The following is a 13,140-nucleotide window of genomic DNA, read 5'->3' as shown; positions in this document are numbered from 1 at the left end:
CTTCCAACGGCCGACTCTTATGAGGCATCTGCGCTACGCAGTGATCGGTCCAAAGGAGGAGTGCGGCATGATCCATCTCGAACATTACGGCCCCCTCCCGCGCCAGGTACTCGCCGAGGCTATCGCCAACCTGTGGCTGGCCGGCCGACGCACCTGGCTGAGCCTGTTGGGCCTGGTGGTCGGCAGCGGCTCGATCGTTGCCCTGCTGAACATCGGCAACAGTGCGCAAGCCGAAGCCTTGCGTTCGTTCCAGGCCATGGGGACGGACATGCTGGTCGTCAGCTTCCCGCCGAGCGGCAAAACCTCCCGGACACCCACCACGACGTTCGATCCGGCCACCTTGCGCAACGCCCTGCCCCATCTGATCGATATTGCCCCCGTCAGCCTGCATTCCACGCGTTTGCGCCGCTCTGCAATCGAAGTCGACAGCGCCCTGCTCGGCACCACCAGCGATCTGGCGGCGGCCCTGGGCCTGCAGATGCGCGATGGTCGCTTCCTGAGCGTATTCGACCGCCGGGAAACCTTTGTCGTGGTCGGCGCAGAGGTCGCACGACAATTATCGGAACAGGGCCATCCCCTGCGCCCGGGTGACCAATTGCCTGTCGAAGGCTATCTGTTCGATGTCATCGGCATCGCGGCTCGCCAGCCCAACAACCCATTGCTGCCACTGGATATCAATCACTCGATCGTGATCCCCGTGCACAGTCTGCGACGCTTGTTTACCGAGCCGAAAATCGACGGCCTGATTATCAGGATCGCGCCGGATGCCGACCCGCACGCCATGGCGCAAGCACTGAAGGTCCATTTGCGGGCCCTGCTCCAGGGCCGGGACGTCGAGGTGCGGATACCGCAGCAACTGCTCGACGGTCTGAAGCGCCAGGCCGCCACCTTCTCCCGACTGCTGGGCGGACTCGGCGGCATTGTCCTGCTGGTGGCGGGCGTCGGGGTGATGAACGTGATGCTGATGAACCTCGCCGAACGTCGACGGGAAATCGGCCTGCGCCTGGCACTCGGTGCCCGCCCCCGGGATATCCGCGATGCCTTTCTCTGCGAGGCGCTGTGCATGTCGCTGCTCGGTGCCCTGCTGGGAGCGGTCCTGGGAAGCCTGGTCGCGCTGATCTTCAGTCATCTTGCCGGCTGGTCCCTGCATCTGGCCCCCGAAGCGTTGCTGCTCGGGATCGGCAGTTCGCTGTTGACCGGACTGTTCTTTGGCCTGCATCCGGCGCTGAAAGCCTCTCGCCTGCAACCGGTGGAGGCACTTCGTGATGACTGATCCGATAGCGCTCTCCTGCAGCTCCCTTCCGGGTCCTGGCCTCCCTCAGTACAGCCACGCGCCCCGGGGACCGCCCACGGAAACCCGGAGCCGGCATGCCCCATAAAACATAAACAACACTCTCTTTTTTCAGGAATACCCTCATGAAAAAGCTGCTTTCGCTCGCCTTGCTTTTGGCAAGTACCCCAACTTTCGCCACCGATGCGAGTATTACCAAATCGGCAAAACCGCCGAGCATGTTCAGTTATATCAATACGGCTACTTCAATACATCGAACGTCGTTCGCCGACTTCACTCACCCGATAAACCTTACGATGAAGCTCAAAAGCATTCGCTGGAGCACGACACTCTTTCCCGACGCAATTAACGAAAGAATACAGCTTTGTTATTTCGAGCCTTACTCCACAACGGCAATCGACTGCCAAGCGATCACCCCCAACTCGGCGGGCACAACCAATAAATTTAATGAAAAGCGATTCGGACACGGAGTGAAAGTCTACCTCACCCACATATCAGACGATCTTAAAAATCCCGCCCATCCTGTAGGAGAGGACTCCATTACCTTTGAGTATAGCTATCAATAACAAGCGCCTCCGCCAGCAACCATTTGTTGGCGGAGCTCTAAAGCCCCCTACGGATTGTCAACATGAAAATCACCTCCTTAGAAAAACCATATCTCCATTCCCCCAAAAAAAACGAAAAAACCGAAAAGCCGTTACCCTCAACAAGCACTACAACAACCAACACCCCATCGTCGATATCTATTAGTGGTCAAGCGCTACTGCTCACCCACTTATACAGCGGACAAGCCAACCCGCCTTTCGAAACAGTTCTTGACCCAATCAAGAGTGAAAAATATTATCTGACTCAAGCCGATAGGGATCTACTGGCTTCCATCTATGAATTTGCTCAAGAACAGGGCGCCGCGCCAAGATATGTCACTGCCCTCGCCAGAGATCTGGCCAACTACCGAAAATTTCAAAATGGCACCATGCTGGGCAGCTTGAACAGCGGTCATATGTACGACATTGAAGGACACCAGCTAAGCTACAGTTTCATCGACAAAGATGCTGCAACGGCCGCGCGCATTCTCGACGGTGACGTTATAAAAGGCAGTGCCCTGGATCAGGATTTCCTCCGTTACATGCTCGACCCTGGACATGGCGCCTACCATATCTGCGACTTCGACTTCCTGGAAAAGGTCATCACCCGCTTTTCCACTACAGGCGACCCGGATGTGACGCTGCCTCCCCAGTTCCAGACTTATCAATCGCACCAAGGCTATATCGAGCATAAATCCAGGGAGATCCTGGAGCCAGTGACATTGGAACGCCTGGCAAGACAGAAGCAGGAGGCCACGGGGCAGAATCCTGCGGCGCCTAATCCGGCACCGGACTCGGAAAAAGTCGAAACCCTGCAGGACATCTGGCGCAGGAGCCTGCTCCAGATGGTCCGCAATGGCGGCTGGCAATCATCGCTGGCGACCTTTCTCAGCCGAAACCGCAATGGCTGAATGCCGGCCCGGGGTCACGCGCGCTTGCGTTGCCCCCAGGCCACCGCCAGTCCGCTCAGGCAGATCACCGCGATCCCGGCCACGGCGAACATGTCCGGCGTGTGATCGAAAATCAGGTAGCCGTACATGCCCGCGAACAGGATCTGCCCGTAGCTGAACGGCGCCAGCATCGCCGGCGCGGCATGGCGGAAGGCCTGGGTCAGGAACATGTGGCCGAGCATGCCGCAGGTGCCCAGGCCGATCATGAACAGGCCATGGACCAGAGTCGGGGTGCTCCAGAAAAACGGCAGCAACGCACTCATGATCAGGCTGTTGAGGATGCCGGTGAGGAAGTTGCTGGTGGTCGGGCTGTCGACGCCACTGAGCATCCGGGTCAGCAACTGATAGAAGCCGAAACACAGCGCCGAACACAACGGCAGCAGGATCGCCGGGGTGAACAAGGCCCCGCCCGGTCGCACCACGATCAGCACCCCGACAAAACCGGCGATCACCGCCGCCCATTGCCCGCGGCTCACCCGCTCGCCCAGCAGCGGCACCGACAAGGCGGTGACCAGCAAGGGCGCGAGAAAGTTGACCGAGGTGGCTTCCGCCAGCGGGATATAGCGCAAGCCGGTGGTGAAAAACAGACTGGTGCCGATCAGGCACAAGGCACGCAGCAGCTGCAGGCCGGGCCGCCGGGTGCGGACCACCGCCGAAAAACCGCTGCGGGGCACGAAGACCACCAGCATCAACAGCGTGTGGACCACATAACGGGCCCAGACCACCATCACGATCGGGTAAAAACCCGACAGGTACTTGGACAGGGCATCATGGCTGGCGAACAACAGTACCGCCACGCCGATCAGGGCAATGCCCTTGAGTGGCTGCTCGGCGCTCTTGTGCAGCAGGTTCGATACATTCATTCACACGCTCGCAACAAATTTGCTACAAAATACTTAGCACACTAACTACCAAGTTTCAGCCCACAGGTATATAAATGTGGCCCGCTGTCGGTAACCGCGCTGCTTTTGTTACTAGCGTTAAATGTTGACACAACTAGACTCAATTACGCATTTTGACTCAATTGCGCAGGCTGGGGCTCAGGAGCAGCATATCCAATCCTGTATCGACCCAGCGTTCGGCATCGTCAGCCAGGTTGAAGCTGTCGGGTGCCAGCAACCACTGATAGAGAATGCCATCAATCCAGGCATGGATGCTGATGGCCGCGCGGGCCGTATCGAGATTTTCGGGAAGTTGTCCTCGGCTCACCGCATTACGCAAGGCCAGTTCGATGTGCACGTTGCAGTCCAGGCTGGCGGCACGTCGCTGGCGACGCAAATCACACATTTCATCGGTGAACTCGCACTTATGAAACAGAATTTCATTGATGCGTCGGACTTTCGGATCAAGGGCCACCTGCTGGAAGTAATGCACCAGCAGCTGGCGCATGCAGCCCAGCGGATCAAGTTCATCCTGGTCTTCACTGGCCTTGGCCATGTCATCCAGCGGCTCGCGCAGCGAGTCGAGCATCGCCTGCACCAGGTCGGCCTTGTTGCTGAAATGCCAGTAGATGGCGCCCCGTGTCACCCCCGCCAGGGTCGCGATATCGGCCAGGGTCGTGCGCGCCACACCACGCTCGTAGAACGCCTTTTCGGCAGCTTCGAGTATCTGGCTCCGGGTTTCCTGAGCTTCCTCTTTGGTGCGACGGACCATGGCAGTACAACCTCAATCAGGGGGCCTCGGATGGCCCCTGGGCTTGATCCGAGATTAACGACGGGCGGCGATTCTTGTGCCTTTTCCCGAAATGAATTCAATGCTTTGTCACTACTTTCACGAAAAGTGCAAGTATTTACAAACAACCATGAATGTAAGTATATTCATTAGCAACCTATTTATCCAGTCGGATCACCTTTAATACCCTTCCACTTTTCTTGTGCGCATCGTGCGCGCCTGACCCGAGGATCTTCATGCAACTCAAGCCAGCTGTTACCGCTCTGGTCACCGCCGTCGCCCTGGCATCGCTGCTCAGCGGATGTAAAGAGGAAAAGGCCGCCCCGGCAGCCCCTCCCGCGCCTCAGGTCGGCGTCGTCACCCTGCAACCCCAGACCTTTACCCTGACCTCCGATCTTCCGGGCCGGACCACGGCCTATCGCATCGCGGAAGTCCGTCCCCAGGTCAACGGCATCATTCTCAAGCGCCTGTTCAAGGAAGGCGGCGATGTCAAAGCCGGCCAGCAGCTCTATCAGATCGATCCGTCGGTCTATGAAGCGACCCTGAAGAGTGCCGAGGCGAACCTGCAATCGACCAAGTCGATCGCCGACCGCTACAAGCAGTTGGTCAACGAGCAGGCCGTCAGCCGCCAGGAATACGACACCGCCGTCGCCAACCGCCTGCAATCGGAAGCGGCCCTGCAAAGCGCCCAGATCAACGTGCGCTACACCAAGGTGTATGCCCCGCTGTCCGGACGTATCGGCCGTTCTTCGGTGACCGAGGGCGCGCTGGTCAGCTCCGGGCAGGCCGATGCCATGGCAACGATCTCGCAACTCGACCCGATCTACGTCGACGTCACGCAATCCACCGCGGAGCTGCTGCAACTGCGCCGCGACCTGGAAAGCGGTCGCCTGCAAAAGGCTGGCGACAACGCCGCGACGGTCAAGCTGACCCTCGAAGACGGCAGCCAGTACCAGCAGGACGGCAAGCTGGAGTTCTCGGAAGTCACCGTGGATGAAACCACCGGTTCCGTGACCCTGCGAGCAGTGTTCCCCAACCCCGATCACACCCTGCTGCCCGGCATGTTCGTGCACGCCCGCTTGCAGGCCGGTGTGAAGAGCGCGGCGATCCTCGCCCCGCAACAGGGCGTGACCCGCGACCTCAAGGGCGTGCCGACCGCGATGGTCGTCGGGCCCGACAACAAGGTCGAGCTGCGCCAGCTCAAGGCCACCCGTACCGTCGGCAGCCAATGGCTGATCGAAGACGGCCTGAACGCCGGCGATCGCGTGATCACCGAAGGTCTCCAGTTCGTGCGTCCTGGCATTGAAGTCAAGGCCACCGAAGCCACCAACGTGAAGGCAGCCAACCCGGCACCTGCCCCGGCCACAGAAAAAGCCGCAGGCAGCAAAGGGGAGTAAACCATGTCGAAATTTTTTATCGACCGTCCGATCTTCGCCTGGGTTATCGCCCTGGTGATCATGTTGGTCGGGGCTCTATCGATCCTCAAGTTGCCGATCAACCAGTACCCGGCCATTGCTCCACCGGCCATCGCGATCGCCGTGACCTACCCGGGCGCCTCGGCGCAGACCGTGCAGGACACCGTGGTCCAGGTGATCGAGCAACAGCTCAACGGTATCGACAACCTGCGCTACATCGAGTCGTCGAGTAACTCCGACGGCAGCATGACCATCACCGCGACCTTCAACCAGGGCACCAGCCCCGATACCGCCCAGGTCCAGGTGCAGAACAAGCTGAACCTGGCCACCCCGCTGCTGCCACAGGAAGTGCAGCAACAGGGTATCCGCGTGACCAAGTCGGTGAAGAACTTCCTGCTGGTCATCGGTGTGGTGTCGACCGACGGCAGCATGGTCAAGGAAGACCTGGCGAACTACATCGTCTCCAACATGCAGGATCCGATCTCGCGGACCCCGGGTGTCGGTGACTTCCAGGTGTTCGGTGCCCAGTACGCGATGCGCATCTGGCTCGACCCGGCCAAGCTGAACAACTTCAAGCTGACCCCGGTTGACGTGAAGAACGCCATTGCCGCACAGAACGTCCAGGTGTCCTCCGGGCAACTGGGTGGCCTGCCGGCCATGCCCGGCCAGCAGTTGAACGCCACCATCATCGGCAAGACCCGCCTGCAGACCGCCGAGCAGTTCAAGGCGATCCTGCTCAAGGTCAACCAGGACGGCTCGCAAGTACGCCTGGGCGATGTCGCCGATGTCGGCCTCGGGGGCGAAAACTACAGCGTCAACGCCCAGTACAACGGCAAGCCGGCCTCCGGCCTGGCGGTGAAACTCGCGGCCGGTGCCAACGCCCTGGACACCGCCAAGGCCCTGCGCCAGACCATTGCCAAGTTGCAGCCGTTCTTCCCGCCTGGCATGGAAGTCGTGTTCCCGTACGACACCACGCCGGTGGTGACCGAATCGATCAAGGGCGTGGTTGAAACCCTGGTCGAGGCGATCGTGCTGGTGTTCCTGGTGATGTTCCTGTTCCTGCAGAACTTCCGCGCCACCATCATCACCACCATGACCGTACCGGTGGTATTGCTCGGGACCTTCGGGATCCTCGCGGCGGCCGGTTTCAGCATCAACACCCTGACCATGTTCGGCATGGTGCTCGCCATCGGCTTGCTGGTGGACGATGCCATCGTTGTGGTGGAAAACGTCGAGCGGGTGATGAGCGAGGAAGGCCTGTCACCCAAGGAGGCCACCAAGAAATCCATGGGGCAGATCCAGGGCGCACTGGTGGGTATCGCCCTCGTGCTCTCGGCGGTACTCCTGCCGATGGCGTTCTTCGGCGGCTCGACCGGGGTGATCTACAAGCAGTTCTCGATCACCATCGTCTCGGCCATGGCCCTGTCGGTGATGGTTGCCCTGATCTTCACCCCGGCGCTCTGCGCCACCATGCTCAAGCCGATTGCCAAGGGTGACCACGGCACCGCCAAGCGCGGTTTCTTCGGCTGGTTCAACCGCAACTTCGACCGCAGTGTGCGCGGCTACGAACGTACTGTGGGCAGCATCCTGCGTCACAAGGCGCCGTACCTGCTGGTCTACGTGATCATCTTTGCCGGCATGCTCTGGCTGTTCACCCGTATCCCCACCTCCTTCCTGCCGGAAGAAGACCAGGGTGTACTGTTCGCCCAGGTCCAGACGCCATCGGGCTCCAGCGCCGAGCGCACCCAGGTGGTGCTCGACGAGATGCGTTCGTACCTGTTGGACCAGGAAGGCGACACCGTCAACTCGGTCTTCACCGTGAACGGTTTCAACTTCGCCGGTAACGGCCAGAGCTCGGGCCTGGCGTTCATCATGCTCAAGCCATGGCACGAACGCTCCACGGCCAACAACGTGTTCGCCCTGGCGGCCCGTGCGCAACAGCACTTCTTCTCGTTCCGCGACGCGATGGTGTTTGCCTTCGCCCCGCCCGCGGTACTGGAACTGGGTAACGCCATCGGTTTCGACGTCTACCTGCAGGACCAGGCCGGTATCGGTCACGAGAAGCTGATGGCCGCTCGTAACCAGTTCCTCGGCATGGCGGCACAGAGCAAGGTGCTCACCCAGGTGCGTCCGAACGGCCTGAACGATGAACCGCAGTACCAGCTGAGCATCGACGACGAGCGCGCCAGTGCCCTGGGCGTATCGCTCGCGGACATCAACAGCAGCCTGTCGATTGCGCTGGGCGGCAGCTACGTCAACGACTTCATCGACCGTGGTCGGGTGAAGAAGGTGTTCGTGCAGGGCAAGCCGAGTTCGCGGATGAGCCCTGAGGACCTGCAGAAATGGTACGTGCGCAACAGCGCCGGGATCATGGTGCCGTTCTCCGCGTTCGCCAAGGGCGAGTGGGTCTACGGTTCGCCGAAACTGTCGCGCTTCAACGGTGTTTCCGCCGTGGAAGTACTGGGTGCCCCGGCGCCTGGCTACAGTACCGGCCAGGCCCTGGCGGAAGTCGAGGCCCTCGCCGAGAAACTGCCGGCGGGTGTGGGGATTTCCTGGGTCGGCCTGTCGTATGAGGAAAAGCAGTCGGGTTCCCAGGCGCCGGCGCTGTTCGCCCTGTCGCTGCTGATGGTGTTCCTGTGTCTGGCCGCCCTGTACGAAAGCTGGTCGATTCCGATCGCGGTGGTACTGGTGGTGCCGCTGGGGATTATCGGTGCGCTGCTGGCAACCACCTTCCGTGGGCTGTCCAACGACGTGTACTTCCAGGTGGGCCTGTTGACCACCATCGGCCTGGCGGCGAAAAACGCCATCCTGATCGTGGAGTTCGCCAAGGAACTGCATGAACAGGGCCGTACCCTGGTCGAGGCCGCCGTCGAGGCTTGCCGCATGCGTCTGCGTCCGATCATCATGACGTCCCTGGCATTCATCCTCGGCGTAGTGCCGCTGGCAATTTCCACCGGCGCCGGCTCGGGCAGCCAACATGCCATCGGTACCGGCGTAATTGGCGGTATGATCACCGCAACGATCCTGGCGATCTTCTGGGTGCCGCTGTTCTTCGTATCGGTGTCGTCCATCGGCGGCGAGAAGCAGCACAAGAAGCCAGACACTACTGAAACTCCAAGCAACGAGGCTGGCCAATGAGCAAGTCCCTTCTCTCCGTAGCGGTCGCAGCCTTCGTGCTCAGCGGTTGCTCGTTGATTCCCGACTACCAGCGCCCGGAAGCGCCGGTAGCGGCACAGTACCCGCAAGGACCGGCCTACTCGCCGGCCCAGGCGGCGAATGTCGCGGCAGCCGAACAGGGCTGGCGCCAGTTCTTCAGCGACCCGGCCCTGCAACAGCTGATCCAGGTCGCGCTGGAAAACAACCGCGACCTGCGTGTCGCGGCGCTGAACATCGAAGCCTACCGCGCCCAGTACCAGATCCAGCGTGCCGACCTGTTCCCGGCGGTCAGCGCCGACGGCAGCGGCAGCCGCCAACGCCTGCCGGCCGACGCCTCGGCCAGCGGCAAGGCGGGGATCAGCAGCCAGTACTCGGCCACCCTCGGGGTCAGCTCCTATGAGCTGGACCTGTTCGGGCGGATCCGCAGCCTGAGCGAGCAGGCGCTGCAGGCTTACTTCGCCAGCGAAGAAGCCCGCCGCACCACGCAGATCAGCCTGGTGGCCAGCGTCGCCAACGCCTACCTGACCTGGCAGGCCGACAAGGAACTGCTCAAGCTGACCCAGGACACCCTGGCGGCCTACGAGGAAAGCTACAAGCTGACCTCGCGCAGCAACGAAGTCGGCGTGGCGTCCGCCCTGGACCTGAGCCAGTCGCGGACCTCGGTGGAAGGCGCACGGGTCAAGCTGGCGCAGTTCACCCGCCAGGTCGCCGAAGACCAGAACAACCTGACGCTGCTGCTGGGCACCGGCCTGCCGGCCAACCTGCCGGCCGCTCAACCGCTGTCGGCCAAGCTGCTCAGCGACATGCCCGCCGGCCTGCCGTCGGACCTGCTGCAACGGCGTCCGGACATTCTCGGTGCCGAGCACCAGTTGATGGCGGCCAATGCCAATATCGGTGCCGCACGCGCGGCGTTCTTCCCGAGCATCAGCCTGACCGCCAACGCCGGAACCTTGAGCCCGGACCTGGGCGGCCTGTTCAAGGGCGGTTCGGGGACCTGGTTGTTCGCGCCGAAGATCAGCATTCCGATCTTCAACGCCGGCAGCCTGAGGGCCAGCCTGGACTACTCGAAGATCCAGAAGGACATCAGCGTCGCCAACTACGAGAAAGCGATCCAGACCGGCTTCCAGGAAGTCTCCGATGGCCTGGCCGCGCGCCAGACCTTCAACCAGCAGTTGCAGGCCCAGCGTGACCTGGTCGCCGCCAACCAGGACTACTACCGCCTGGCCGAGCGTCGCTACCGCATCGGTGTCGACAGCAACCTGACGTTCCTCGATGCCCAGCGCCAGCTGTTCACGGCCCAGCAATCGCTGATCAGCGATCGCCTGTCGCAGCTCACCAGCGAGGTCAACCTGTACAAGGCCCTCGGCGGTGGCTGGAACGAGCAGACCGGTCAGGCCCGCCCGATCGACGAAACACCACCGAAGGGCTGAAGCCTTTCACGCGACACAAAAAACCCGCCATCGGCGGGTTTTTTCATGCCTGCGCTGTTCCGTTCGGTAATCGCCCAGAACCGCCAAAGCGCGATTGAACCCGGCGGTGGGTCCAACGCAACATTCCTTCCCACAGACCCATACCAATAACAACAGGTTCATCCACCATGCCTCGACGCCCTGCCCTCAGCGGCTGATCGCACCCGCCCGTTTCCCTGTCCACGCCTTTTGTCTGCAACCCCTGGTTGCGGCTGCGCCCTGCTTCATCCCTAACAATTAGAGAGACCGATCCATGAAGCCACTGAACACGAGCAAGCTTCCCTCCCCCGCCCTGCTGGCCCTCGTCATGGCCGGTGCGACCCTGCCGGCCATGGCCGAGGAACATGGCTTCGTGGAGGATGCCCAGGCCAACCTGAACCTGCGTAATTTCTACATCAATCGCAACTACACCAACCCGGCCTATCCCCAGGGCAAGGCCGAGGAATGGACGCAGAACTTCATCCTCGATGCGAAATCCGGCTTCACCCAGGGCACGGTCGGCTTCGGTCTCGACGTGCTCGGCAGCTTTTCCCAGAAGCTCGACGGCGGCAAAGGCACCGGCGGTACCCAGTTGCTGCCGCTGGACCGTGACGGACGTCCGGCCGACAACTTCGGTCGCCTGGACGTGGCCTTCAAGGCGCGGATTTCCAGGACCGAACTGAAGGTCGGCGAATGGATGCCGGTACTGCCCATCCTCCGCTCGGACGATGGCCGCTCGCTGCCGCAGACCTTTCGCGGCGGCCAGCTCACCTCGAAGGAAATCGACGGCCTGACGCTCTACGGCGGCCAGTTCCAGAAGAACAGCCCGCGCAACGATTCGAGCATGACCGATATGTTCATGAACGGCAGGGCCGGTATCACCTCCGACCGCTTCAATTTCCAGGGCGGCGAATACAGCTTCAATGACAAGCGCACGATGGTCGGGCTGTGGAATGCCCAGCTCAAGGACATCTACCGCCAGCAGTACGTCAACCTGGTCCACAGCCAGCCGCTGGGTGACTGGACCCTGGGCGCCAACCTCGGCTTCTTCTACGGCAAGGAGGACGGCAGCGCCCTGGCCGGCGACCTGGAGAACAAGACCTGGTCGGGCATGTTCTCCGCCCGCCATGGCGGCAACACCTTCTATGTCGGCCTGCAGAAACTCACCGGCGACAGTGCCTGGATGCGGGTCAACGGCACCAGCGGCGGCACCCTCGCCAACGACAGCTACAACAACAGCTACGACAACGCCCGGGAGAAATCCTGGCAGTTACGCCATGACTACAACTTCGCCGCGCTGGGCATCCCCGGGTTGACCCTGATGAACCGCTATATCAGCGGCGACAACGTGCACATCGGCACGGTGACCGACGGCAAGGAATGGGGCCGCGAATCGGAGCTGGCCTATACCGTGCAGAGCGGGGCCTTGCGCGACCTGAGCGTGCGCTGGCGCAACTCCAGCCTGCGCAAGAGCTTCAGCAGCAACGAGTTCGACGAAAATCGCCTGATCGTCAGCTATCCGATTTCATTGCTGTAAGCACGCGCCGGCCCAGGCTCCGCACGAAACTCGCCGAGCGGCGATCAGGTGGTTTTCGTACGGGTCTAGTGGGAATCACTGTCCCACCACCAGTTCCAGAGGCCGGGCAGATGCACCGGCACGGAACTGTCCTGCACCGTGCGCGCCAGCACCGCCCGCAACAACGCCGCGCGGTCCGTGTAGAACGGCTGTTCGGCGGTCCGCACGCCGGTGTCCCGCGCGCAGTCCATGAGGATCTGCAGATACTCCTGCATATGCCGGGCGGTGTAGCGATTGAGATCATGGAAGGTCACCACCACCGGGATCACCCCATCGACCACCGGCATCTCGCCACGGGCGATCTGCTCACGCACTTCGGCCAGGTGCTTGAGCAGATTGGCCCGGCGCTGCGGGCTGGCGGTAATCCCCCAGACCTTGCCGTCATTGGCACTCAGGTCGGTCAACAGCACATGCAGGCCATGCCGCTGATAGGCGGCGAAGGTGCGTTTGTCGTAGTTCCAGAATGGCGGGCGCAGGAGAGTCGGCGGCGCGCCACTGATCCCGGCAATGACGGCACTGCCGTCGCTGAGTGATTGCTCCAGCGCCTGGGGATCCAGCGAGCGGTGATTGGTGTGCCATGCTCCCGCCGTGTGGAAACCCAGGATATGCCCCTCGGCCTGCTCGCGGCGCATCAGCGCCCGTCCGATATCGCTGTTACCTGCCCTGGGCGCTCCGGTCTGGACGAAAAACACGGCCTTGATTCCCGGTTGGATCGGGTTCTGCGCCAGGTCATCGAGCACCGATGCCGTGGGATTCCAGAAACTGGACGCGCTCGGCCCATCATCGAAGGTCAGCAGGAAACGGATCGGGGGTTGCGTGCGCAGGGCCTGCTCGGTGCCCGGTGTCAGTGGTAGCGGCGGGCCGATACAGCCGCCCAGGCTTGCGACGAGCGCGAGCACGGAAAGAAAAGTGAAAACCGACTTCATGGGGAGGGTCTGGTCCGGGACGCAACAATGACAGAACCAAGATGCCTTCAAGCCGTCGTTGCAAGGAACGGAGTGGAGCTTGAGTGCGCATCTCTGTGGCGAGATGGCACAAGCTCCTTGCCC

The 13,140-nt window shown here is 61.6% G+C and carries 10 protein-coding genes; 7 read left to right on the top strand and 3 right to left on the bottom strand.

Features of this window, described 5'->3' with window-relative positions:
• The first annotated feature begins 67 nt into the window (after window positions 1-67).
• The 3 genes from KI243_RS07215 (at window position 68) to KI243_RS07205 (ending at window position 2,786) form a co-directional block, all read left to right on the top strand.
• Window positions 68-1,273, top strand: a complete 1,206-nt coding sequence (locus KI243_RS07215) for an ABC transporter permease (RefSeq protein ID WP_017127705.1) — start codon at window positions 68-70, stop codon at window positions 1,271-1,273.
• 143 nt (window positions 1,274-1,416) lie between these two features.
• Window positions 1,417-1,857 (top strand): hypothetical protein, encoded by a 441-nt coding sequence (locus KI243_RS07210; RefSeq protein ID WP_177118262.1) that lies wholly within the window; start codon window positions 1,417-1,419, stop codon window positions 1,855-1,857.
• Window positions 1,858-1,919: 62 nt separating this feature from the next.
• Window positions 1,920-2,786 (top strand): hypothetical protein, encoded by an 867-nt coding sequence (locus tag KI243_RS07205; protein ID WP_212810652.1) that lies wholly within the window; start codon window positions 1,920-1,922, stop codon window positions 2,784-2,786.
• A gap of 14 nt (window positions 2,787-2,800) precedes the next feature.
• On the opposite strand, the gene KI243_RS07200 is transcribed toward KI243_RS07205, so the two are convergent.
• On the bottom strand, window positions 2,801-3,688 hold the full coding sequence (locus tag KI243_RS07200; protein WP_017127702.1) for a DMT family transporter: 888 nt from the start codon (window positions 3,686-3,688) through the stop codon (window positions 2,801-2,803).
• Window positions 3,689-3,845: 157 nt separating this feature from the next.
• Window positions 3,846-4,478: an efflux system transcriptional repressor EmhR gene (emhR, locus tag KI243_RS07195; protein ID WP_017127701.1), complete on the bottom strand. Its 633-nt coding sequence runs from the start codon at window positions 4,476-4,478 to the stop codon at window positions 3,846-3,848.
• A gap of 254 nt (window positions 4,479-4,732) precedes the next feature.
• Between emhR and KI243_RS07190 the strand changes: the two genes are divergently transcribed.
• From KI243_RS07190 to KI243_RS07175, 4 genes are all read left to right on the top strand, one after another.
• Window positions 4,733-5,893: an efflux RND transporter periplasmic adaptor subunit gene (locus KI243_RS07190; RefSeq protein WP_017127700.1), complete on the top strand. Its 1,161-nt coding sequence runs from the start codon at window positions 4,733-4,735 to the stop codon at window positions 5,891-5,893.
• Window positions 5,894-5,896: 3 nt separating this feature from the next.
• A complete protein-coding gene (locus tag KI243_RS07185; protein WP_177085393.1) occupies window positions 5,897-9,049 on the top strand; it encodes an efflux RND transporter permease subunit in 3,153 nt (1,050 codons plus the stop codon).
• On the top strand, window positions 9,046-10,497 hold the full coding sequence (gene adeC, locus KI243_RS07180) for an AdeC/AdeK/OprM family multidrug efflux complex outer membrane factor (RefSeq protein WP_212810651.1): 1,452 nt from the start codon (window positions 9,046-9,048) through the stop codon (window positions 10,495-10,497). The genes KI243_RS07185 and adeC overlap by 4 nt, the downstream gene beginning before the upstream one ends.
• 292 nt (window positions 10,498-10,789) lie before the next feature.
• Complete coding sequence (locus KI243_RS07175; protein WP_212810650.1) at window positions 10,790-12,052, top strand: OprD family porin; 1,263 nt, start codon at window positions 10,790-10,792, stop codon at window positions 12,050-12,052.
• Between the two features lie 65 nt (window positions 12,053-12,117).
• Here KI243_RS07175 and KI243_RS07170 read toward each other — a convergent pair whose 3' ends face one another.
• On the bottom strand, window positions 12,118-13,017 hold the full coding sequence (locus KI243_RS07170; RefSeq protein ID WP_177085854.1) for a polysaccharide deacetylase family protein: 900 nt from the start codon (window positions 13,015-13,017) through the stop codon (window positions 12,118-12,120).
• Window positions 13,018-13,140: the final 123 nt, after the last annotated feature.

Source organism: Pseudomonas sp. Ost2, assembly GCF_018326065.1.
Classification (GTDB): Bacteria; Pseudomonadota; Gammaproteobacteria; order Pseudomonadales; family Pseudomonadaceae; genus Aquipseudomonas; species Aquipseudomonas gingeri.
The sequence above is the reverse complement of the archived record's forward strand: the minus strand, read 5'-3'. Positions and strand labels throughout refer to the sequence as shown.

What these genes read in the sequence shown, in the direction of transcription:
- KI243_RS07185 (WP_177085393.1), top strand. Translation starts at nt 5,897, where the DNA reads ATGTCGAAATTTTTTATCGACCGTCCGATCTTCGCCTGGGTTATCGCC.
- KI243_RS07200 (WP_017127702.1), bottom strand. Translation starts at nt 3,688, where the DNA reads ATGAATGTATCGAACCTGCTGCACAAGAGCGCCGAGCAGCCACTCAAG.
- KI243_RS07205 (WP_212810652.1), top strand. Translation starts at nt 1,920, where the DNA reads ATGAAAATCACCTCCTTAGAAAAACCATATCTCCATTCCCCCAAAAAA.
- KI243_RS07190 (WP_017127700.1), top strand. Translation starts at nt 4,733, where the DNA reads ATGCAACTCAAGCCAGCTGTTACCGCTCTGGTCACCGCCGTCGCCCTG.
- KI243_RS07175 (WP_212810650.1), top strand. Translation starts at nt 10,790, where the DNA reads ATGAAGCCACTGAACACGAGCAAGCTTCCCTCCCCCGCCCTGCTGGCC.
- adeC (WP_212810651.1), top strand. Translation starts at nt 9,046, where the DNA reads ATGAGCAAGTCCCTTCTCTCCGTAGCGGTCGCAGCCTTCGTGCTCAGC.
- KI243_RS07215 (WP_017127705.1), top strand. Translation starts at nt 68, where the DNA reads ATGATCCATCTCGAACATTACGGCCCCCTCCCGCGCCAGGTACTCGCC.
- emhR (WP_017127701.1), bottom strand. Translation starts at nt 4,478, where the DNA reads ATGGTCCGTCGCACCAAAGAGGAAGCTCAGGAAACCCGGAGCCAGATA.
- KI243_RS07170 (WP_177085854.1), bottom strand. Translation starts at nt 13,017, where the DNA reads ATGAAGTCGGTTTTCACTTTTCTTTCCGTGCTCGCGCTCGTCGCAAGC.
- KI243_RS07210 (WP_177118262.1), top strand. Translation starts at nt 1,417, where the DNA reads ATGAAAAAGCTGCTTTCGCTCGCCTTGCTTTTGGCAAGTACCCCAACT.